We start from the raw sequence: 21,913 nt of genomic DNA, 5'->3' as shown, positions 1-21,913 counted from the left end.
AAATTAGCTGGAAAAGAATCAGTTTTAATTCAACTTATTAACTCAGTAACCGGGATTTTTGCGAAACTAAAAACTGACTGAAATGTTGATAAGACAGCGGCAGGGCATCAAAGTTTTTTGCTGCCAATAACAGCTTGCGATTGGCCCAGTCCCCCGTCAGTTCAATTTGCTGAAATGAATAAACCGAACTTAAACGGTTGGCCGCGCGTTTTGGCATAATCGCAATGCCGACACCATTGGCCACCACCTGGGCAATGGCGGAAAAATTGGGTAAACGTAAACGGTACTGAATCGCGCAGCCGAGCAATTTGGCCTGTGTTTCAATCGATTGCTGTAAGGAGTGATATTGCATCAGGCCCACGAATGGGTAATTCAGTATATCAGCCAATTGCAGGACAGATTGATGCTGCAGTTCATGCTGCATGGGGCAAATCAGTACCAGAGGATCATCGAAAAATTCCAGGGTTTGTAGATTTTTTGCATTAAAAAAACTTGAAATCAAGCCAAGCAGTGCGCTGCCATTTTTCAGTGCCTGAATAATATCGTTACTTTCCGCTTCTTTTAATTCAATCTGGATATTCGGGTTTTCGAGCAGATATTGCGGCAAAAGCAGGGGCAGATATTCACTTTGTGCAGAGGAATTACACCACAGCGTCATTTCACTTTGCGAACCTGTAGAGAAGGGCAGCATCTGCTGTTGCAATTGTTGAGCCTGATGTAACAACACCTGAGCCTGCGAGGCAAAAACCTGTCCAGCAAGGGTGAGCTTGACTCCAGAAGCATGTCGGGTAAATAAATGCACCGCAAACTGATGTTCGATTTTTTTAATCCGTTCACTGGCGGCTTGCAGGGAAATTGCGGAGCGTTCTGCACCTTTAGTGAGACTGCCGGTCTCTACAATATTCAAGAACAGTTGCAAATCAAAAAAGTCGAGACGCATGTGCTGAGTCTGCTCAGTGAAATTTGACTCATCATACTAAAATTTCCTCAGCATCAGAGATAAAAAAAGCAGCCTTGCGGCTGCCTGAAATTTTTAAAATATTTTAAATGGCTATTATGATTTATCGCCCAAGCTAAAGAACCAGTTCAGGATTAATGCTGCAAAAGTCGCAGTACCAATACCACCCAAGTTAAAGTTACCAAATTGCAAAGCAAAGTCACCGGTACCTAAAATAATGGTTACCGCAGCCACCATCAGGTTTTTGTTTTTAGAAAAATCGACTTTGTTTTCAATCCAGATTTTCGCACCGGCAATGGTAATTAAACCAAACACTACAATCGATGCACCGGTTAAGATGGCCGTCGGAATAGTATGGATAATGGCACCAAATTTGGGTGATAGTCCGAGGAAAACTGCAAAGATACCGGCAAAGACAAAAATAATGGTGGAGTAGACGCGGGTTACCGCCATCACGCCAATATTTTCACCATACGTGGTCATTCCGGGACCACCGACGCCACCGGATAATGTGGTGGCAATACCATCTGCCAAAAAAGCCTTACCGATGTGTGGGTCCAGGTTTTCACCAGTCATGGCACTCACCGCCTTAATATGGCCCAAGTTTTCAGCCACTAAAATCAAGGCAACGGGTGCAATAATCAAAATGGCATTGGCATCGAATACCGGTGAATGGAAGGTTGGCATACCGAACCAGGCAGCCTGTTGAATGGGAGTGAAATTAATCGGCGTGCCATGCCCCATGACATTGGAAACAATGTAATAGACCAAATAAGCCAATAATAAACCGATCAATAACAGCAGACGTTGCAGCAGACCTTTAGTAAATACCGCAATCGAGCCCATGCACATCACCGTGACCAGTGACATCCACATATTAAAGTTATTGCCAGCGACACCTTTTACCGTAACAGGTGCAAGGTTTAAACCAATGATCATCACCACGGCACCGGTTACCACAGGTGGCATGAGTTTCTCAATCCAGTTGGTTCCGGTTGCCATCACAATAAAACCAAAAATGGCATACAGAATACCGCAGGCCATAATACCGCCAGCGGCCAAGGCCAGATTGGCATTGGGTGCACCTGTACCCGAAGCGGCATAACCGGTTGCAGCAATGACCACACCAATAAAGGCAAAACTTGAACCTAAATAACTCGGTACACGACCACCGGTCATCAAGAAAAACAGAATGGTACAGATCCCTGACATTAAAATAGCCAGATTAGGATCAAAGCCCATCAAAAATGGTGCGAGTACTGTCGCACCAAACATGGCGAAAGCATGTTGTATGCCTAAAACCACACTTTGTGCAGGCGGGAGATATTCATTGGTACCTACGGGTTGTGCATCGATGCTACCTTTATAGGGACGCCATTGGGGGAACCAATTGGACATTTTTTGAGCACTCAAAAGCTAAATTGTGCACATCATACGCTTCTTTTTTAGAAGATTTAATCGCTATAATAAAATTTTGTTTAAATTAATGCCCTGACTTTTCAAATATTTTTACCAAATGGTAAAAGTTTTAGTCTTTAAAAATAATGTGAAATCAATAGCTAATATTATCATTTGTACCATTGATTTATCATGAATTTTTGTTATTCCATTTATAAAAAAATATTAAAATTTTATTGTATGGTCAAAAAAAGCACACTCAAGGAGTGTGCTGGTCCTGAGAAAAATAGGCTTATCCCGTATTGCGCAGTCCTGCTGCAATACCTGCAATACTGACCATCAAGGCATGATCGACCGGGGTATGCTCGGCCTGACGTTCTGCCAAATAGCGACGGCGGCGTTTCATCAGTTCAGCCTGCAATAAATGCAGCGGCAATAAATACGGTTTACGTACCCGCATAGATTGGTCCAGCACTTCATTGCTGCTGAGCAGTTGAGATTCACCTTTTAAAGCCAGTAAGGTTTGTACCGCATCTTTTAAGCGCTGACGTAGTTCATTGCCCAGGATTTTTAAATCTTCATCATCAGTTAGATGTGATTCGTAATAGAGCGCCACATGACCATCGGCCTTGGAAAGTACCATTTCCAGCATATCAATCAGGGTCTGGAAATATGGCCATTGTTGCAGCATTTCATCCAGCAAATCTTTTTGGCCTTGGTCAATCACCTGATTAATCGCCGCACCTGTACCCAGCCAGGCCGGAAGCATCAAGCGGATTTGCGTCCAGGCAAAGACCCAGGGAATGGCACGCAAGGACTCAATACCGCCGCTAACCTTACGTTTTGCAGGACGTGAACCGAGCGGTAACATTTGCAGTTCAAGTTCCGGTGTCACGGTACGCAGGTATTTTACAAAATGCGGATTTTCACGCACGGTTTCACGATAGACCTGTACAGACAGGTCGGTCATGCTGTGCATTAACTGACGCCATTCATCTTTAGGCACCGGTGGCGGTAACAAGGTCGCTTCTAAAGTGGCTGCGGTATAAATCTCCAGATTTTGTAAGGCAATGCCTTCCAGACCAAACTTGAAGCGGATCATTTCCCCTTGTTCGGTCACGCGGATGGCACCGGAAATAGAGCCCGGCGGTTGTGAAAACAGCGCTTGCTGGGTCGGTGCACCGCCACGGCTAATCGAACCACCGCGGCCATGGAACAGGGTGAGTTGCACCGCATGTTTTTTTGCAATGGCAGTCAGTTCTTCCTGCGCACGGTATTGCGCCCAGTTGGCCGACATGAATCCGGCATCTTTGGCTGAGTCAGAATAGCCAATCATCACTTCATGTTTGCCCTGAATATGCTGTTTATACCAATGCATATTGAACAGGGTGTTCATGGTGGCGGCTGCGCCGTCTAGGTCTTTCAGGGTTTCAAACAGGGGAACAACACGAAGCGGATGCTTAATGCCGGCTTCTTTTTGCAGCAGTAACACCGCCAAGACATCGCTTGGATATTCCGCCATGGAAATAATATACGCACCCAGACTTTCTTCCGGTTGTTCGGCCAGCGTGCGCATGGTGGCAAACACTTCCTGCACGTCCGGATGTTCAATCAGGCTTTGTTTCGGTTCATTCAGATGTTTGGGCAACAACGGACGTTTGCTTTGCAATTCCTGCAACAGGAAGTTTTGACGTGCCTGTTCGGTCCAGGTTTCAAAATTGCCCAGACCCAGATATTCGGTAATCGCTGAAATCGCCTGACGATGGCGACCAGATTCCTGACGGATATCCAGTTTGAGTAATTCAATGCCAAAGCAGTTGACCCGATGAATAAAATCAAGCAGTTTGCCATTTGCAATTTCAGGCAGGTTGCAGGCAATCAGTGAACGGTAGCACAGCAATAAAGGTTGCAATAATTCATCTTTGCTTTTAATCACCAGGCTGTCATCGGCATCTTGCCCTTGCAGCTTTTGTGCAAGCCAGTGACGGGTGGCCTTTAAGCGTTCTCGGGTATCGCGCAGATATTCACGGTACGGTTCAGGATGCGCATGACCGAGTGCCTGCATCAGTTCATCGCTACAGTTCTGAATCGACAATTCCCAGCGCAAGTCTTCCATATCACGCAGATATAAATCAGCCGCTTTCCAGCGCGATAACCACAACACTTCCTGGGTAATGTTATGGGTAACATTCGGGTTACCATCACGGTCACCACCCATCCATGAGGCAAAACGCACCGGTGCAACGGTTAAGGGTAAACGCTGACCACAGTGGTCTTCAACCATTTCATCCAGTTCACGAATGAACTTGGGAACTGCATTCCACAGGGTTTGCTCAATAGTGGTAAAGCCCCATTTTGCTTCATCGACTGGCGTAGGGCGGTGCTGACGAATTTCATCGGTCTGCCAGGCAGAACAAATCAATTGTTTGAGTTCTTCTAGTACAGCTTTGCGTTCACGTGGAGTCAGCTTTTGTTGATCAGACTTAAACAGGCAGTCATTAATGTCATCATATTTTTGAATTAAAGTTCGGCGGCTGACTTCTGTCGGATGCGCCGTGAGCACCAGTTCAATTTTCAGTTCACAGATTTGTTTGAATAGAGTGTCGGCTGAAATTTCATGGTCTTTGAATTTTTTGAACAGGTGATCGAGCGGATTGGGAGAGGGTGCATTTTCATCAAATTCACTCTTACGGCGACTTCGAACCACATTGTACTGTTCGGCAATATTGGCAAAATTCAGAAAGTGGGTGAATGCACGGGTGAGCGGAAGAATTTCATCATCTTCCAGACTCAAGAACAGTTGTTCCAGCTGTTTTTCGGCTTCAACCTGGCCATCACGCGCCCCCTTAGATAGGGCACGAATTTGTTCGACCTGATTAAACAAATCTTGTCCAGCATGCTCCTTGAGGGTTTCTCCCAGCAAGTTCCCAAGTAAGCGTACATCCTCACGCAGTGGAGCATCAATTTGTTGAATCATTTTTTTCATTCTCCTAGGCTACTCCTTTGAATATACCCCGATTCAATGACATTCCAAGTAGGGGACAGACAAAAGTCGGTATTTTTTGCTGCTAAAACTCGCAATTGAGGTGCTGTTTGCGCAGTCAGTAAAATGGAACAATAGCTTTTAAGGTTTTTTTTGATATTTCAGCATAAAAATTTCAATGCTGTACTGAATAATCTGCTGCCTTTCTTCAGCAGTAGGCACTTCCCGAACCCCAAGCAGTACCTCATGATGACGCATGCCAAACAATAAAGAAAGGATCAGTAAGGTCAGGTTTTTTAATGCTTCTGGCTGAATAAAGCCCAATTCGATGGCCTGCTGAAAAAAGTTTTCCCACAGCGCATTCATACGTAGATGGCAGGCATTATAAAATGTCTGTGCCAGTGGATTCTGTTCTGCCGCCAGTTCCACCAATAAGCGTTCCAGTTTGATGGCTTCTGGCAAGTTTGTGATATTGAGGGCCAGCTCACAGGCATGCACAAATTCTTGATAAAAATTACTGTCGGCTTGCAGGTTTAAGGGACGAGCACTGAGTAATTCTTCGCATGTTGCAACAATGGCACAGACAAATAAATTGGCTTTGTCCTGAAAGTGATTGTAGACCGTCAGTTTGGTGACACCCGCTTCCTGGGCAATCTGGTTCATGCTGGAACCATGGTAGCCATACCTTAAAAATAAGCTTTTTGCTGCAGTTAAAATGCGCTGACGTTTTTCTAAGTCTTTGGGGCGACCCACATTTATTTGCACAATTTTTTCCAAAAAAATGAAAAAGGTCATTGATTTGACCCTCGATTCCCAATTAATGTACCGATAAGTATATTAATTAAAAAACGATCAGTTTAAGATAATGCTTATTTTGCCCTAAAAAACATTTTGAGATAAGAGCCAACCTCATGAGCACAGTAAAGATTGCAGTAAAAACCGCCCTTGCCAGCATGATGATTATTTGCAGTGTGACTTTATTGGGCTGCAGCACGGAGGCAACCGAAACAGAACAGGTCCCGTTGGTGATGGTGACTCAGCCGAACAGTACTCATAACGAGCAGAAAAGCTATGCTGGAGATGTGCAGGCACGCCAGCAAACGGCTTTGGCTTTCCGGGTGGGCGGACAGATTATCGAACGTTATGTCGATGTCGGTGATCAGGTCAAAGTGGGGCAGGTACTGGCAAAACTGGATGTGAAAGATGCCCAGCTGCAGCTCAATGCAGCAAAAGCTCAACTGGAAAGTGCTCAGTCGGCCGCAAAAATTGCCGCAGATGAACTGCAACGTTTTAAACAGCTGCTACCGATGAATGCCGTGAGCCGTTCACAATACGACGCGGTTGAAAACCAGTACAAATCGGCGATGTCAGCTTTAAAGCAGGCACAATCCAATTATGAAGTCAGCAGTAACCAGACCGGTTATAACCAGCTGATTGCCAATAAAAACGGGGTGATTACCGCGCGTAATATTGAAGTGGGGCAGGTGGTCGCTGCTGGACAGGCGGCTTATCAGATGGCGATTGCCGGTGATCGTGAAGTGGTGATCGGGGTACCGGAACAGGCCATTTCAGAGATTAAAGTCGGTCAAACGGCGTGGGTCACCTTGTGGTCCAAGCCTGAAGACAAATTTGCCGCCTATGTGCGGGAAATCTCTCCGGCAGCCGATCAGTCCCGTACCTTTAGTGTCAAGGTGGTTTTGCGGGAAGGCAACTCTGCCATTCAGCTGGGTCAGAGTGCGCGGGTGTTTTTTAACCACACCCAAAACAATGTACTCAGCGTGCCGTTGTCCAGTGTTTCTGCCAATGACCAGCAGGCTTATGTCTGGGTGGTGAAACCCGATCAGACCATTCACAAGGTAGCAGTAACATTGGGGGCTTATGGTCGCGACAGCGTGCCGGTATTGTCTGGCCTGAATCCGCAAGATTATGTGGTGATTGGCGGCGTGCACTTATTGCGTGAAAAACAAAAAATCCAGCCGATTGACCGTGAAAATCGTGTCGTGAAAATTTCGGCAGGAGCTGCATCATGAATTTAGGCATGAACTTTAACCTGTCGGAATGGGCACTGAAAAATAAAGGCCTGATCCTTTATTTCATGCTGCTGCTGGGTATAGTCGGGATCGTTTCCTATTCCAAACTGGCACAAAGTGAAGATCCGCCGTTTACCTTTAAGGTGATGGTGATCCAGACCTACTGGCCGGGTGCAACCGCACAGGAAGTGTCCTTGCAGGTAACGGATCGTATTGAAAAGGAACTGATGAGTACCGGCAATTACGAACGCATTATGGCCTATTCGCGTCCCGGTGAGTCATTGGTGACTTTTGTCGCCAAAGATTCATTACGCTCCAGTCAAATTCCCGATGTTTGGTATCAGGTGCGTAAAAAAATCGGTGACATCCAGCATCAACTGCCGAGTGGCGTACAAGGGCCTTTCTTTAATGATGAATTTGGCGATACCTTCGGAAATATCTATGTCTTGACCGGTAAGGATTATGACTACGCCATATTGAAGGAATATGCCGACCGTTTGCAGTTGCAGTTGCAGCGTGTCAAGGATGTTGCAAAAGTCAATCTGGTGGGCCTGCAAGACCAGAAAATCTGGATTGAACTGTCCAATACCAAAGCGGCACAACTCGGCATCCCGGTCACCGCGATTCAGCAAGCGCTACAACAGCAAAATAGCATGGCCAGTGCAGGTTTCTTTGAAACAGGGACCGACCGTATTCAAATGCGGGTGAGTGGCCAGTTGCAAAATGTTGATGAACTCAAGCACATGCCGCTTTTGGTGGCAGGCAAAACCATTCAACTGGGCGATGTTGCCGACATTTATCGCGGCTTTAGCGAACCGGCCCAGCCACGTATGCGCTTTATGGGTGAAAATGGCATCGGCATTGCAGTTTCCATGCGTAAAGGCGGCGATATTCTGGCTTTAGGTAAAAATCTGGAAACTGAATTTGCCCATTTACAAAAATCTTTGCCTTTGGGCATGCAGCTGAAAAAAGTCTCCGATCAACCTGTTGCAGTGAAACGCAGCGTTAATGAATTCATGAAAGTGCTGACAGAAGCAGTGATTATCGTGTTGCTGGTCAGTTTCTTTTCTCTGGGTTTCCGTACCGGGCTGGTGGTGGCATTTTCCATTCCACTGGTGCTGGCCATGACCTTTGCCGGCATGAATATATTTGATGTCGGACTGCATAAAATTTCACTCGGCGCTTTAATTCTCGCGCTGGGCCTGCTGGTGGATGATGCCATAATCGCGATTGAAATGATGGCGATTAAAATGGAGCAGGGCTATAGCCGGCTTGAAGCCGCAGGCTTTGCCTGGAAAACCACGGCTTTTCCAATGCTGACAGGCACCTTGATTACCGCAGCCGGCTTTTTGCCGATTGCCACTGCAGCATCCAGTACTGGGGAATATACCCGTTCCATTTTCCAGGTGGTGACCATTGCCTTGGTGGTGTCATGGTTTGCAGCGGTTCTTTTTGTCCCATATTTAGGCGATAAGTTACTTCCAGATTTTAATAAAGATCTGCTTCAGAAAGCGCCGTGGTATCAGCGCTTATGGGCACGCTTACGCAAGCAACCCGAACCTCCGGCGGTGCTGCATCATGCCGGTGAACATCATGATCCTTATCAAACCAAGTTTTATCAAAAATTTAGAGGATTGGTAAATAAGTGCCTGACCTATCGTAAAACCGTGATTGCCACCACGGTCGGCATTTTTGTGCTGTCGGTGCTGATGTTTAAACTGGTGCCACAGCAATTCTTCCCGCCATCCAATCGTGCCGAAATTCTGGTCGATTTAAAATTGGAAGAAGGTGCATCGCTCACGGCCACAGAAAATGCCGTCAAGAAAGTGGAAAAATTCCTGTCGACCAAACAGGGCATCGACAACTATGTGGCCTATGTCGGCACAGGTTCCACCCGTTTCTATTTGCCGCTGGATCAGCAATTGCCACAAGCCAGTTTTGCCCAGTTTGTGGTCTTGGCTTCATCTCTGGATGACCGCGATGAAATCCGCAGATCTCTGGATCAGGAAATCCGCAAACTGCTGCCAGATGTGCGTACCCGGGTCTCACTATTGGAAAATGGCCCGCCAGTCGGTTATCCATTGCAGTACCGCGTTTCCGGTGAAGACCTGAATCTGGTGCGTCAGTGGGCGCATAAAGTGTCTGCGGTCATTGCAGATAATCCAAATACCAGCAATGTCCATCTGGATTGGGGCGAGCCAAGTAAGGTCATTCAGCTGCATATTGATCAGGACCGTGCCCGTCAAATGGGGGTATCAAGCTTAGATTTATCACAATTCCTGAACAGTTCTATCAGCGGTGCCGTGATTAACCAGTATCGTGAAAAACGTGAACTGATTGATATTCGTTTGCGTGGTGATCAGAACGAACGGATTAGTGTGGAATCATTGTCCAGTCTGGCGGTACCCACTGCCAATGGGGGCTCGGTGCCATTGGCGCAAATTGCCAAAATTGAATATAAATTTGAAGATGGCCTGATTTGGCATCGTAACCGTTTGCCGACCATTACCGTGCGTGCAGATATTCGCACCAACTTGCAGCCGGCTACCGTAGTGAATGAACTGGTCGATCAAATGGATCAGCTGCGTGCCGAACTGCCAAGCGGTTATCTAGTTGAAGTGGGCGGTACGGTCGAAGAGTCAGCTCGTGGACAGAACTCGGTCAATGCCGGTATGCCGTTCTTCCTGGCGGTGGTGATGACCTTGCTGATGATTCAGCTCAAGAGTATGTCACGCGCGTTTATTGTGTTTTTGACTGCGCCTTTAGGGTTGATCGGGGTAGTACTGTTTCTATTATTGCTGAATAAACCCTTTGGTTTTGTGGCGATGCTGGGAACCATTGCCCTGTCGGGAATGATCATGCGCAATTCTTTAATCCTGATTGACCAGATTGAACAGGATATTCAGGCTGGACATGACCCCTGGAATGCCATTATTGATGCAACCGTGCGTCGTTGCCGTCCGATTGTGCTTACAGCGCTGGCTGCAGTACTGGCGATGATTCCATTATCACGCAGTATTTTCTTTGGTCCGATGGCCGTTGCCATTATGGGCGGTTTGATTGTGGCGACCCTGTTGACGCTGTTCTTTTTACCGGCATTGTATGCGCAATGGTTTAAAGTGCAAAAAAATAGCCAAACGGAGTAATTTTTTGACAATAAGCAGGTGCGAAATGTTGAAAATTTCAATATAGTAGCACCTAATATTTGTATACATTTTTATCAAGCAATTTACTGCATATTAAAACTCTAAACATGCGGTAAATGGGGTTGAAACGCACATGAAGCAAGACAACTTAAGCCGACTTCGCCGTTCCGTTGCGATTTCCTATGTCTTGATGTTTTTCGCGTTATTTACTGTGATTAGTGGCATATTTGCTTATTGGTTTGCGCGAAAAGTCACACAGGTGGATGAAGTGGAGGTCTGGCTTGAAGCCCAAGCCCTCTGGATCATGCGTAATATTGTGATTTATATGATTCTGGTGTGTTTTGCAGCACTGTGGTTTATTCCGCTGATTTTCTTTTATTGGGATAGTGCAGTTTGGGTAAAAGGTTGTACTGTTGCAGGCGTAGTTTTTGCCATGATTGCCTTTTTATTCCTGTTGAATGCCTGGCTTAAAGGGATTTCCCGATTTTTCAAAAATAAAGCCGTTTTCTAGGCTGGATAAATTTTTTTCCCCTCGTCCCCTTGTAAAATTTGTTTGCATCCCAATTTCACTCCACAGTTAAGTATTAAATAAAATTCCGTGAGGAGCATCGCCAGACATGGCTAAACGTGATTATTATGAGGTTTTGGGCGTCGCTAAAACCGCTAGTGATGATGAAATTAAAAAAGCCTACCGTAAGTTGGCGATGAAATATCATCCAGACCGTAACCCGGACAACCCTGAAGCTGAAGAAAAATTTAAAGAAGCTGCTGAAGCTTATGAAATTTTATCCGACAGCGAAAAACGCAGCATGTATGACCGTATGGGGCATAACGCCTTTGAAGGCGGCATGGGCGGTGGCGGCTTCGGCGGCGGTTTCAGCGCAGAAGACATTTTCAGTCAGTTTGGCGACATCTTTGGTGGTGCGTTTGGTGGCGGCGGTGGCCGTGGTCAGCAACGTGCACGTCGCGGATCAGACCTGCGCTACGTTATTGAATTAACCCTTGAAGAAGCGGTTAAGGGCGTGAAGAAAACCATTACCTTTACTGCACCGGCACCTTGTGAGGCCTGTGATGGTAAAGGTTCTAAAAACCCGAACGATGTTGAAACCTGTAAAACCTGTCATGGTGCAGGTCAAGTGCGCATGCAGCAAGGTTTCTTCTCTGTTCAGCAGACTTGTAGCACCTGTCGCGGTCAAGGCAAAATCATCAAGAACCCATGTAACACTTGTCATGGTTCAGGCGTAAAAGACCGTCAGCAAACCCTTGAAGTCACCATTCCTGCAGGGGTGGACAACGGCGACCGCGTACGTTTAAGCGGTAAGGGTGAAGCAATCCGTGATGGTCAGTCTGGTGACTTATACGTAGAAGTGGTTGTGCGTGAGCATGAAATCTTTCAGCGTGACGGTGCAGACCTGTATATGGATGTGCCGGTATCTATTGCCGATGCAGCACTTGGTAAAGAAATTCAGATTCCAACCCTGGATGGCCGTGTCAGCCTGAAAATTCCTGAGGGAACTCAAACTGGCAAAATGTTCCGCCTGCGTGGTAAAGGGGTTAAACCGGTACGTACCAGCATGCAGGGTGACTTGCTTTGCCGCGTGGTAGTCGAAACACCGGTGAACTTGACTGCACGTCAACGTGAGTTGTTGAAAGAATTGCAAGAAACCATGGATGGTGACGACAATAAATCATCGCCTAAGAAAAAATCGTTCTTTGGCCTGTTTGATTAATTTCAGACACAGTTTGAAAAAAAGGGGGGAATATTGAATAGTCCCCCCTTTTTTTATAGCCATTTGAGCGCTTATTCGATGATCGGTTTGTCAATAGCCTCAACATCTACCAGTTGCGATACTGTTTCAGAATGGGGGGTTGACTCAGTTGTTACCGATTTTTTTTCTGAGCCTTGATCTTGCATAGTCGAATGTGTGCTGACGCTAATTTTAACTTTCGACAAGCTTTCTAAAGTATCCCCTGCTTGGACTGTAGGTTCTGCCCATGCTGTGGTAACCAGTGTTGCCACAAAAACGGTTAACGCAATTTTTTTCGAATGCATGCTGATCTCCTTATAATTCATCTTTTGATCATTCGTGTTGCGTAGTCTGCGCAGTGATGTTTACAGGGAGATGAAAATCAGCAGTAAAATCATTTATTTTTAACGCTGAACTTTCAATACATGAACCAGTTGAGGCTGAGCTGTTACATTGTGCCTAGGCATAAGCATTAGTCAGAACCCGTTTCTCTTTTTTTCAATAAAATATTTCAGACTGAAACTTAGTGTTAGTACAGAGTTTTGATATAGTAAGAACAATTTAGAATCAACATTGGGAATATGTTATGTCAGCAGCTCCACGCATTGGTGTATTGGGTGCAGGCGGCCGTATGGGACGCATCCTTATTCAGGCAGTGAAAGAAGCAGGTTACCAGCTTGCAGCAGCAGTTGAACGCCCTGAAAGCAGCCTGATTGGTGCAGATGCCGGTGAGATGGCAGGTATTGGTGCTGTTGGTGTAAAAGTGGTGGGTAGTCTGCAAGAAGTTTTGCAAGACTGTGACGTGGTGATTGATTTTACTGCACCGGTTGCAACTGCCCAGCATTTAAAATTGTGCCGTGAAGCAGGCGTGGCAATTGTGATTGGTACCACTGGTATGAATGACGAACAAAAAGCCTTCCTGGATGACAGTGCAACTCAAACTCCTGTGGTCTATGCGGCAAACTATTCGGTTGGCGTAAACGTTTCCATCAAACTGTTGGAACTTGCTTCCAAAGTGTTTGGTGATACTGTTGATATTGAAGTAATTGAAGCGCACCACCGTCATAAAGTCGATGCACCGTCAGGTACAGCATTGATGATGGGTGAGGCGATTGCCGGTGCTTTAGGTCGTGACCTGAAAAAAGATGCAGTTTATCATCGAGAAGGGCATACGGGTCCACGCGAACGTCAAAGTATTGGTTTCCAGACTATTCGTGGTGGTGATATTGTCGGTGAACATACCGTAATGTTTATTGGCGAAGGTGAACGTGTTGAAATTACCCATAAAGCAACCAACCGTATGAACTTTGCCGCTGGTGCAGTACGTGCCGCAGCTTGGGTGGTGGGTCGTGAAGCGGGTAAATATGACATGAAAGATGTACTGGGTTTTAACGATATTAAGGTATAAAAAATCGTTAAAATCATTTATAACAATACACAGCAAAATTAAAATAAGAAGCACAATGGAATGAAAAAAGTGATATTTATGGCTTGTACAGTAGCAATGCTTGCTACTGTACAGGCTAAACCTGTAGATAATGCCAAGCTCAGTATTAACAAGAATAATATTAAAGTTTGGACCTATCAAAACAGTCAAAACCCGGTATTTTTATATAAAGCTGAAACCACCTACGATACGCCTGTTGAAAAAGCTGTTGGTCTGATTCTGGATGTCGACCATGCGGTGAAATGGGTGCCGTATATGGGCAGTATCAAAGTCCTTTCACGCGACGATAAAAAAGGTGAGTTTTTATTGTATATGGTGCTGGATTTTCCTTTTCCGCTGAAAGATCGCGATTTAGTGGTACAAGGTAAAATGATGAAAGATGCACAGGGCATCATCAGCATTAAAAACAAGGCAGTCGATAAAGGCTATCCGAAAAATCCCGATTATATTCGTTTAACCCATTATGAAGGGGATTGGACTTTTCAGAAGTTAGCTAACAATAAGGTTAAAGTTTCAACGTATGGTTATGCCAATCCGGAAGGCTCTATTCCTTTAACTTTTGTGAATATGTTTGTACAGCAACAACCTTATCAGATGCTGCAAAAGATGAAAGCAGAACTCGTCAAATCCTCGAATATTCCGCTGTTACCTGAAGCTTTACGTTAATCAGGAAAAATAAAAAGTCCGCATGATGCGGACTTTTTCTTCGCTTTATTTTATCAGCAGGGCTGATAATCCACTGCTTTATGAGCTACGAATTTGATTTGAATCAGTACCAACAGCAAAGCAATCAGACTGAGTCCAGCACCGGAAAATGAAACCGCCGTATAGTTCAGTCCCATATTCAGTACGGTTGCGCCTGCAATTGCACCTAAGGCATTTCCGAGGTTAAAGGCACCAATGTTGACTGAAGATGCCAGACCAGGAGCATCGTGTGCAACTGACATTACCCGCATTTGTAGGGGGGGAACCACAGCAAAGGCAGCCGAACCCCAGATAACTAAAGCTAATGCTGCACCGATCGCCGTCGTTGCTAAAACTGGAAAGAGCAGCATCATCAGCATTAATAGTATTAACAGCATTAACAGTATTAAAAAGCCAATCAGGGTTTTATCTAAAGACAGGTCGGCAAACTTACCACCCAAATGATTGCCGATGGAACAACCATAATGGACTCAGTATTTAAGTTTTAAGATGATCGCGATTTTGAACAATTTATTGTTGCTAAAAAATAGGTGAATTTGCAAAATATTATTGATCAAAAATCAATAAATGAGTGGAAGATGAAATCGACCATCGATGAATTACAGGCCTTTGTGACCATTGTAGATAGCGGCTCGATTGTCATGGCAGCCGAGCGCTTAGCGCAGACTACCTCAGGAGTCAGTCGTGCTTTGCAACGTCTTGAAAATAAGCTGAATGTGACCTTGTTGGAACGCACTACCCGTAAGCTTAAATTGACCCAGGAAGGGCAATTATTTCTAGAAAAAGCCCGTAAAATTCTCAATGATCTGGCTGCAGCCGAAGATGCATTGCTGCAATCGGATAGTGATACTTCCGGTCTGATTCGGGTGGACTCCGCTACACCCTTTATTTTGCATGTAATTGTGCCGCTGATTCAGGAGTTTATCCAGCATTATCCGAATATTGAAATTGAACTGAATACTCATGATCAAATCATTGATTTGCTGGAACATAAAACCGATGTCGCGATCCGTTTTGGTGAATTGCAGGATTCAAGTTTGCGCGCCAAATTATTGTGCCGAAGCCGACTCTATATTGTGGCTAGTCCGATCTATTTAGAACAGAAGGGAATACCGCAATCCGCTGCGGATTTATCGCAGCATACCTTACTGGGTTTTAGTCAACCGACACATTTAAATAGCTGGCCAATTCAGTTGCATGGTGAAGATTTTAGCGTACATCCTAAAATCAAGGCCTCCAGTGGTGAAACAGTTCGCCAGCTGACTTTAGAAGGAGTCGGAATCAGCTGTTTATCACGTTTTTTGGTGGAAGAAGATTTACAGACCGGCCGCCTGAACGCCTTATTTGAAGATCAAATTCATCCACGTGAGCAAAAAATCCATGCGGTTTATTATCGGCAAGAGCACCTGCCGAAACGGGTGCATCTATTTATCGAGTTTCTTGCGCGGAAGCTTGCAGGATATTTATAAGCGATTTAAATGTGAAGTATCTATGGAAATCTACCCAACTGTATTGGTTGGGTAGACTAAAATTTAGCAAGATGAAAGAAAAATTAGAAATCAGCTTTTAACACAATACGATAACGGGCTTTACCGGAATGTAGGTGTTCAATTGCTTGATTGAGTTGTGACATCGGAAAAACTTCAATTTGCGGTGCAATATTTTTACGCGCAGCAAATTTCAATAACTGACGCAGTGCAGCAGGAGAACCTGTCGGTGAACCAGTTACTGATTTGGCACCCCCAATTAGCGAACCAGCTGAGATCTGCATAGGCTCAAGAACCAGACCCAGCATATGCACAGTACCGTTTGGGGCTAGGGTACTTAAATAGGCCGACCAGTCTAAAGTGACATTAACGGTACTCAGCAATAAATCAAACTTGCCGCGTTGCGATTTAATGGCTTGAAGGTCACGGCTATTCACCACATGATCTGCGCCCATGGCTTTCAGTTCTTCAGTTTTGTCTAAATTTGAAGTAAAGGCGGTAATTTCACAGCCCCAGGCTTTCAGCAGTTTGATTGCCATATGACCTAAGCCGCCAATCCCGATCACACCCACATGATGTATGGCTTGAATTTGATGTTTTAGAATCGGATCAAATACGGTAATACCACCACAGAGTAGCGGTCCAGCACTTTCAGGATCCAGATCTTCAGGTAGAGGAATCACCCATTGCCAGCCGGCACGGACTTTGTCGGCAAATCCACCGGCATGTCCAACAATGGTCGCCGTTTGTCCGCCAGTACATAGCACTTGCTGACCCGATATACACGGATCGCAATATTGGCAACTTTCAGCAGTCCAACCGATGCCAACGCGTTGTCCCACTTTCAAACCTTTGGCTTCTGAACCCACCTGGGTAATGGTGCCAATAATTTCATGCCCGGCCACCACCGGATAAACCGAAGATTTCCAGTCATTGTTGATTACGGAAATATCAGAATGACATAGGCCGCAATATTCGACTTTAACTTCCACTTGATGCGGCTGCAGTTCTCCGGCATCAAATTGGTAGGGCTCTAGTGCTGCACCTGCCTGCATGGCTGCATAGGCATGGATAATATTATTACTCATGGCAAAATCCTTTCATGATCATTTTAATGATGAACTTGTTTTAAACGCGCAGTGATTTTCATGGTCATTGACCATACCCACCGCTTGCATAAAGGCATAACAGGTGGTGGGTCCAACAAATTTAAAGCCTTTCTTTTTTAAGGCTTTGGATAGTGCAAGGCTGGTGTCGGTTTGGGCGGGTGCCTGACGATAATCAGGAACATCATTGACTACAGTCTGGTGATTGACGAAACTCCATAACCAGTCGCTGACATTGCTGTGTTGTGGTTTTAATTGTTGTGTTAAATGTTGCCAGGCAATGGCATTGTCTCGAATCGCTTTGAGCTTGCCGATATGCCGGATCAAGCCGGCATCCTGCAGTTTGTCTTCAAGTTCTGCATCACTGAACTGGGCGATCTTGGCAATCGGGTATTGAAAGAAATGTTCACGGTAAGCTTCACGCTTTCTCAGCACGGTAATCCAGGACAAACCGGCCTGTTGTCCTTCCAGACACAACATTTCAAATAAGTGGGCCTCTTCATGACTGGCTTGGCCCCACTCATGATCATGGTAGGCCATATACAGTGGATTATTCGAGCACCAGCCACAGCGTTGAATCGACATTTTTGATGCTCCCGACTAGATTTAAAGCTTGAATTCAGTCCATTGATCTTGCTGGTTATCCCAGTAATACAGTTCAGCTTGCGGTAAGTCAGTGAATTGAATCCACATGTCTTTGCCTGCTTTTTCGGCAAAACCGGTACTGATCAAAAGCGCTTCTTCAGTAATTTCCATCACCCAGCCCTGGTGGGTTTGTCCTGCCAAAACAATTTTTTGCTGGTTGCCTGATTCAGCAAATTCGACCAAACGGTTGATCAACGCTTCTGACATGAATAGTTCCTAAAAATTAACGTAAATACGGATAGGGATTCACCACACCACGACCTTTACCCTCAAGATAAATGCCGTAATGCAAATGCGGGGCAGTATGGCGTGCATTGCCGGTATTGCCGACATAGCCGATGAGATCGCCCTTTTTCACATAATCACCAACATTTAAATTGCGCTTATGATCATCAAGATGCGCATAGTAATGCCAGCTTCCACCCGGTCCCAAAATCCAAACCACTTTACCACCCAAATTGTTATTGCGTAAGTCGGCAATGAGGCCTTCTGTGGCACTAAACACTTTTGTTCCACGTGGAGCCATAATATCAATGCCTTCATGGGTGCGGCCACTACTGCGGGAAGCGCCCCAGGTATCTTTTAACTGTTTGGCCTTGATATTTTGTACAGGAATAGGCAAGGATGATTTCAGTTGCATACTCTTCAGCTTTTGCACCTGAACGGGAGGAAGTGGGGTAGTGGAAGGCTTTTTCGGCGTCGAGGTACATGCCGCAATCCATAAAATGCTCAAACCCAAAAATAAGGCCGAAATAAAACGTAGCACGCGGCATCCTTTTTTCATGCTTATGACTATGAAAATTCTTTTAAAGTCTTATGCCTGACTATGTCATAAATTTACAGCAGAGATCAATTTTTTCATTGCAGTGGGCAGGCCCATGGCTGTTGCCTTTTGTGGCGTTAACCATGTGCCATTCAGCTCGATTGCAAGATGTTCCTGCTGATCCGCATCCAGCTCAAAACACAGGGCTTCCAGTTGCCAGGTGAAATGGGTAAAACTATGACTGATTGCAGCGCGATGCAGCAGTTTTTTTAAGCCTAAAGATTGGCACAGTTGCTCAAATTCGGCAGCATCTTCAATAATGGGCAGGCACCATAAGCCACCCCATAATCCGCTATTCGGGCGTTGTTGCCATAGCCATTGATCATGCGACTGAATCAGCAAAACTTGTGCTGATTTTACCGGAACAGGTTTTTTGGCCTTTTTAAACGGTAGTTCGGTTTCTAGCCCCTGCTGATGTGCTTTGCAGGGCTGTTGCATCGGGCAATATAAACAGAGCGGTTTTTTCGGCGTACAGATGGTCGCACCCAGATCCATAATTGCCTGGGTATAGTCATGATTGCGTTCGACCGGGCAAAGCCGTTCTGCCAGCTGCCACATGGCACGTTCATGCACAGGCTTGGACAGATCATCTTCAATGGCAAAGAAACGTGCCAAGACCCGTTTGACATTGCCATCCATAATCACGCCGTACTGACGCAAACCCAGTGACATCAATGCCCCTGCAGTGGATGGGCCAATACCGGGAAGTTCCATCCATTCCTCACGTGTTGAGGGAAAATGACCTTGACGAGCCACTATTCCCGCAGCTTTATGCAAATTTCGAGCGCGGGCATAATAACCCAGACCGGCCCAATACGGTGCCACATCATTCCAACTGGCCTGTCCTAAATCTTCAACTGTGGGAAAGCGCTCAATAAAACGCTGAAAATATTGCAGCACAGTCTTAACTTGGGTTTGCTGTAACATGATTTCAGAGACCCAGACCTTATAAGGATCGTCTACCACTTGCCAGGGCAAATCATGACGACCATGAATATCAAACCAGGAAAGCAGGGCATCGGCAAAAGAAAACTGTGACATGTGAACCGTAGATTGGGAATAGATGAATAGTATAACGAAAATTATCTGGGACTGCGGTGGTGCTATAAGCAAAAAAATGATGCCGAAGCATCATTTTTTGATTGATAAAGCCCAGTCCATTTTTATTCGCTGAGCATACCCCAACGTTCATCCAGTTTCAGGGTTTGGCCTTCATAGCATGGAATAATATGGATGTGCAGATGTTCATCCGCCTGACCAAACACCGCACCATCATTAAAGCCAATATGGAAACCTGAAGGATGGTAACGTAACTTTAATTCATTACGGGCAAGCTCAAGCAGGGACATCAAACTTTTACGTTCTTTATCAGTGATATCAAAAAAAGAGCTGACATGGCGCAGAGGAACAATAACCGAGTGACCTTTAGATAAAGCATTTGGCTCGGGTAAAATTACACCGAAATCATTTTTATCAATGATGTCATATTCATCAAAGTTACAATATGGGCAATTGTTTTCAGTCATTGTTCTATCCTCTCTTAAATGATCCATGTCACTGGATGGGTAAAAATAGCAGAGCCATTTTCACCTTCATCGTTATTCACCAAGTCGCTTTTTAAATAGTTGGTACATGGCAGATAAACCTTGCTGTTCAGCTGCCGCGTTATAACCCAAATCAACACCATTGGCTTTGGCACGCTCGTCTGCAAGCGGGTTGCTAAAGCCATGTTTAGCACCTTCGAAGATAATGACATCATGCTCAACTTGAGCAGCCTGCATTTCTTCTTTAAAGCGCGCTACATCTTCCAGGCTGACCATGCTGTCCAGTTCTCCGTGGAGCACTAGAATTTCTGCTTTCACCTGTCCGGGTTGTGCCGGGGCTTTCGGGGTCAAGTTGCCATGAAAGGTCGCTACAGCCTGTAGATTTGCTCCGGAACGTGCCAGATCAAGTACCACCTTACCACCATAACAAAAGCCTACAGCTGCGAGTTTATCTGCATTTACCTCGTCTTGCGCTGCTAATGTTGCTAAACCTGCGGACGCACGAGTCACAATTGTTTCAGGATCTTCAAAGGTTTGCATCATCCATTCGCTGGCTTGAGGCACAGCCGTGGTGACTTTTTTATCTCCGTACATATCAATGGCAAGAGCTGCATAGCCGTGTTCGGCCAGCTCGCGCGCACGTTGTTCTGTGTAATCATTTCGTCCCCACCATTCTGGTACAACAATAATGCCCGCGAGCGGTTTTTCTGATTCAGGTGCGGCAAAGTATCCAATCAAATGTGTTCCGTCTGGCGCGGTGTACTGAATTTCGCGGGTTTTAATGCTGAAAGTCATTGATTCAATCCTTGTAATGAATAAAAAACGTATTGATTAAAATATAGAAATGAATTTCTTTAATGATTGTACAAGATTGGACAATTTTGACGGCATACTATTATGCATAAATTGAAACATGCTTTTAATTCGCTACATAATTAATCTAAATATTGAATAAATATAGTTTTTAATTTTATCTAAGAGGGAGGGGAGAGATAGCTAATTGAGAGGCAAAATTTAGCAATAATGGCTTCTTTAATGAGCAAGCGCATGATGGGGTATGATAAATCCTGATAAAAAGCGAGCAGCCATGACTGTTGGGGAGTCTGAGATTGACTCACTCGCTATTTTCTAGTGAAAAGTGACCAATCCATTATTTGCTGGATTTAGGTAACACCTCAAGCAGTTCAACATCAAAAATTAAGGTGCTATTCGGTTCAATCACATCACCAGAACCAATTTGGCCGTAACCCAGTTGCGCTGGAATGAAAAAGCGATATTTGGCACCTTCTTTCATGAGCTGTAGACCTTCAGTCCAGCCCTGAATGACTTGGCTCAGCTGAAACTCCGCTGGCTGATTTCGGGCAATTGAACTGTCAAATACCGTTCCATCAATCAATCGGCCTTCATAATTGACTTTCACCATGGAATTGGCCTTTGGTGATTTGCCATTACCCTGTTTTAAAATCTGATATTGCAAACCCGATTTGGTGGTCTGAACGCCTTCTTTTTTAGCATTGGCAGCTAGAAATTCAGCCCCAGTCTTGGCATTGGCTTCGGCTTTTTGTTTTAATTCAATTAGTTGTTTAGCTTCACTCTGTTTTTTCTGTTGATTCAGAACCCGAGCCATTTCCTCATCGGTCAGGGCAGATTTACCGCCTTCAGTGGCTGTCTTTAAACCAAGGATGAAAGCCTCCAGGTCTAAATCTTTAAACGATTCAGCATTGCTACGTGCCATTAAATAACCAAAGCTGTAACCAACTTGTTCCTTTAAACTGCTGGTATTGGTCACCGGTTTTGCAAAACTTACCGTGGTGCACATGCATAAACAAAGTAGTGTTATAGGTGTTTTCATTTTCTTATCTCAAGATAAATAAGGAGAGCAAAAGCTCTCCT

At 45.2% G+C, this 21,913-nt stretch carries 20 protein-coding genes and 1 pseudogene; 7 read left to right on the top strand and 14 right to left on the bottom strand.

Annotation, left to right across the window (positions count from 1 at the left end; translation table 11 throughout):
* Positions 1 to 37 precede the first annotated feature (37 nt).
* The 4 genes from B9T29_RS14355 to B9T29_RS14340 form a co-directional block, all read right to left on the bottom strand.
* Complete coding sequence (locus B9T29_RS14355) at positions 38 to 940, bottom strand: LysR family transcriptional regulator (RefSeq protein ID WP_086176577.1); 903 nt, start codon at positions 938 to 940, stop codon at positions 38 to 40.
* 114 nt (positions 941 to 1,054) lie between these two features.
* Entirely contained in the window at positions 1,055 to 2,356 is a 1,302-nt protein-coding gene (locus B9T29_RS14350; RefSeq protein ID WP_086176576.1) for a solute carrier family 23 protein, read from the bottom strand.
* 292 nt (positions 2,357 to 2,648) lie between these two features.
* The gene (ppc, locus tag B9T29_RS14345) at positions 2,649 to 5,333 is read right to left on the bottom strand and encodes a phosphoenolpyruvate carboxylase (protein ID WP_086176592.1); all 2,685 of its coding nucleotides are present in this window, start codon (positions 5,331 to 5,333) and stop codon (positions 2,649 to 2,651) included.
* Between the two features lie 147 nt (positions 5,334 to 5,480).
* Positions 5,481 to 6,104, bottom strand: a complete 624-nt coding sequence (locus B9T29_RS14340; RefSeq protein WP_086176591.1) for a TetR/AcrR family transcriptional regulator — start codon at positions 6,102 to 6,104, stop codon at positions 5,481 to 5,483.
* Between the two features lie 146 nt (positions 6,105 to 6,250).
* Between B9T29_RS14340 and B9T29_RS14335 the strand changes: the two genes are divergently transcribed.
* The 4 genes from B9T29_RS14335 (at position 6,251) to dnaJ (ending at position 12,245) form a co-directional block, all read left to right on the top strand.
* The gene (locus B9T29_RS14335) at positions 6,251 to 7,369 is read left to right on the top strand and encodes an efflux RND transporter periplasmic adaptor subunit (protein WP_086176575.1); all 1,119 of its coding nucleotides are present in this window, start codon (positions 6,251 to 6,253) and stop codon (positions 7,367 to 7,369) included.
* A gap of 8 nt (positions 7,370 to 7,377) precedes the next feature.
* Positions 7,378 to 10,515, top strand: a complete 3,138-nt coding sequence (locus B9T29_RS14330) for an efflux RND transporter permease subunit (protein WP_086176590.1) — start codon at positions 7,378 to 7,380, stop codon at positions 10,513 to 10,515.
* 133 nt (positions 10,516 to 10,648) lie between these two features.
* Positions 10,649 to 11,026, top strand: coding sequence for a hypothetical protein (locus B9T29_RS14325; RefSeq protein ID WP_086176574.1), 378 nt, complete (start codon positions 10,649 to 10,651; stop codon positions 11,024 to 11,026).
* 106 nt (positions 11,027 to 11,132) lie between these two features.
* Positions 11,133 to 12,245: a molecular chaperone DnaJ gene (dnaJ, locus tag B9T29_RS14320; RefSeq protein WP_086176573.1), complete on the top strand. Its 1,113-nt coding sequence runs from the start codon at positions 11,133 to 11,135 to the stop codon at positions 12,243 to 12,245.
* A 71-nt stretch (positions 12,246 to 12,316) separates the two neighbouring features.
* Here the strand turns inward: dnaJ and B9T29_RS14315 are convergent, their stop codons facing one another.
* Positions 12,317 to 12,568 (bottom strand): hypothetical protein, encoded by a 252-nt coding sequence (locus B9T29_RS14315; RefSeq protein WP_086176572.1) that lies wholly within the window; start codon positions 12,566 to 12,568, stop codon positions 12,317 to 12,319.
* A 281-nt stretch (positions 12,569 to 12,849) separates the two neighbouring features.
* On the opposite strand from B9T29_RS14315, the gene dapB reads away from it, so the two are divergent.
* On the top strand, positions 12,850 to 13,671 hold the full coding sequence (gene dapB, locus B9T29_RS14310) for a 4-hydroxy-tetrahydrodipicolinate reductase (protein ID WP_086176571.1): 822 nt from the start codon (positions 12,850 to 12,852) through the stop codon (positions 13,669 to 13,671).
* A 60-nt stretch (positions 13,672 to 13,731) separates the two neighbouring features.
* On the top strand, positions 13,732 to 14,376 hold the full coding sequence (locus B9T29_RS14305; protein WP_086176570.1) for an START domain-containing protein: 645 nt from the start codon (positions 13,732 to 13,734) through the stop codon (positions 14,374 to 14,376).
* A gap of 53 nt (positions 14,377 to 14,429) precedes the next feature.
* Here the strand turns inward: B9T29_RS14305 and B9T29_RS14300 are convergent.
* Positions 14,430 to 14,876: pseudogene (locus B9T29_RS14300) on the bottom strand (MFS transporter); the annotation flags it as partial.
* Between the two features lie 117 nt (positions 14,877 to 14,993).
* Between B9T29_RS14300 and B9T29_RS14295 the strand changes: the two are divergent.
* Positions 14,994 to 15,884, top strand: coding sequence for a LysR family transcriptional regulator (locus tag B9T29_RS14295; RefSeq protein ID WP_086176569.1), 891 nt, complete (start codon positions 14,994 to 14,996; stop codon positions 15,882 to 15,884).
* A gap of 83 nt (positions 15,885 to 15,967) precedes the next feature.
* On the opposite strand, the gene ahr is transcribed toward B9T29_RS14295, so the two are convergent.
* The 8 genes from ahr to B9T29_RS14255 form a co-directional block, all read right to left on the bottom strand.
* On the bottom strand, positions 15,968 to 16,990 hold the full coding sequence (gene ahr / locus B9T29_RS14290; RefSeq protein ID WP_086176568.1) for an NADPH-dependent aldehyde reductase Ahr: 1,023 nt from the start codon (positions 16,988 to 16,990) through the stop codon (positions 15,968 to 15,970).
* A gap of 18 nt (positions 16,991 to 17,008) precedes the next feature.
* A complete protein-coding gene (locus B9T29_RS14285) occupies positions 17,009 to 17,593 on the bottom strand; it encodes a DNA-3-methyladenine glycosylase I (RefSeq protein WP_086176567.1) in 585 nt (194 codons plus the stop codon).
* Between the two features lie 21 nt (positions 17,594 to 17,614).
* The gene (locus tag B9T29_RS14280; protein ID WP_086176566.1) at positions 17,615 to 17,860 is read right to left on the bottom strand and encodes a hypothetical protein; all 246 of its coding nucleotides are present in this window, start codon (positions 17,858 to 17,860) and stop codon (positions 17,615 to 17,617) included.
* A gap of 16 nt (positions 17,861 to 17,876) precedes the next feature.
* Positions 17,877 to 18,419, bottom strand: coding sequence for a M23 family metallopeptidase (locus B9T29_RS14275; RefSeq protein ID WP_086176565.1), 543 nt, complete (start codon positions 18,417 to 18,419; stop codon positions 17,877 to 17,879).
* Positions 18,420 to 18,482: 63 nt separating this feature from the next.
* Entirely contained in the window at positions 18,483 to 19,517 is a 1,035-nt protein-coding gene (gene mutY / locus B9T29_RS14270) for an A/G-specific adenine glycosylase (RefSeq protein WP_086176564.1), read from the bottom strand.
* A gap of 122 nt (positions 19,518 to 19,639) precedes the next feature.
* On the bottom strand, positions 19,640 to 20,002 hold the full coding sequence (locus B9T29_RS14265; protein WP_086176563.1) for an HIT family protein: 363 nt from the start codon (positions 20,000 to 20,002) through the stop codon (positions 19,640 to 19,642).
* 72 nt (positions 20,003 to 20,074) lie between these two features.
* A complete protein-coding gene (locus tag B9T29_RS14260) occupies positions 20,075 to 20,815 on the bottom strand; it encodes a dienelactone hydrolase family protein (RefSeq protein WP_086176562.1) in 741 nt (246 codons plus the stop codon).
* Positions 20,816 to 21,170: 355 nt separating this feature from the next.
* Entirely contained in the window at positions 21,171 to 21,872 is a 702-nt protein-coding gene (locus tag B9T29_RS14255) for an FKBP-type peptidyl-prolyl cis-trans isomerase (RefSeq protein WP_086176561.1), read from the bottom strand.
* Positions 21,873 to 21,913 lie beyond the last annotated feature (41 nt).

This window comes from Acinetobacter sp. ANC 3903 (assembly GCF_002135315.1).
Taxonomy (GTDB): Bacteria; Pseudomonadota; Gammaproteobacteria; order Pseudomonadales; family Moraxellaceae; genus Acinetobacter.
Note: the sequence above shows the minus strand (reverse complement) of the source record. Positions and strands in the feature narration are given on the sequence as shown.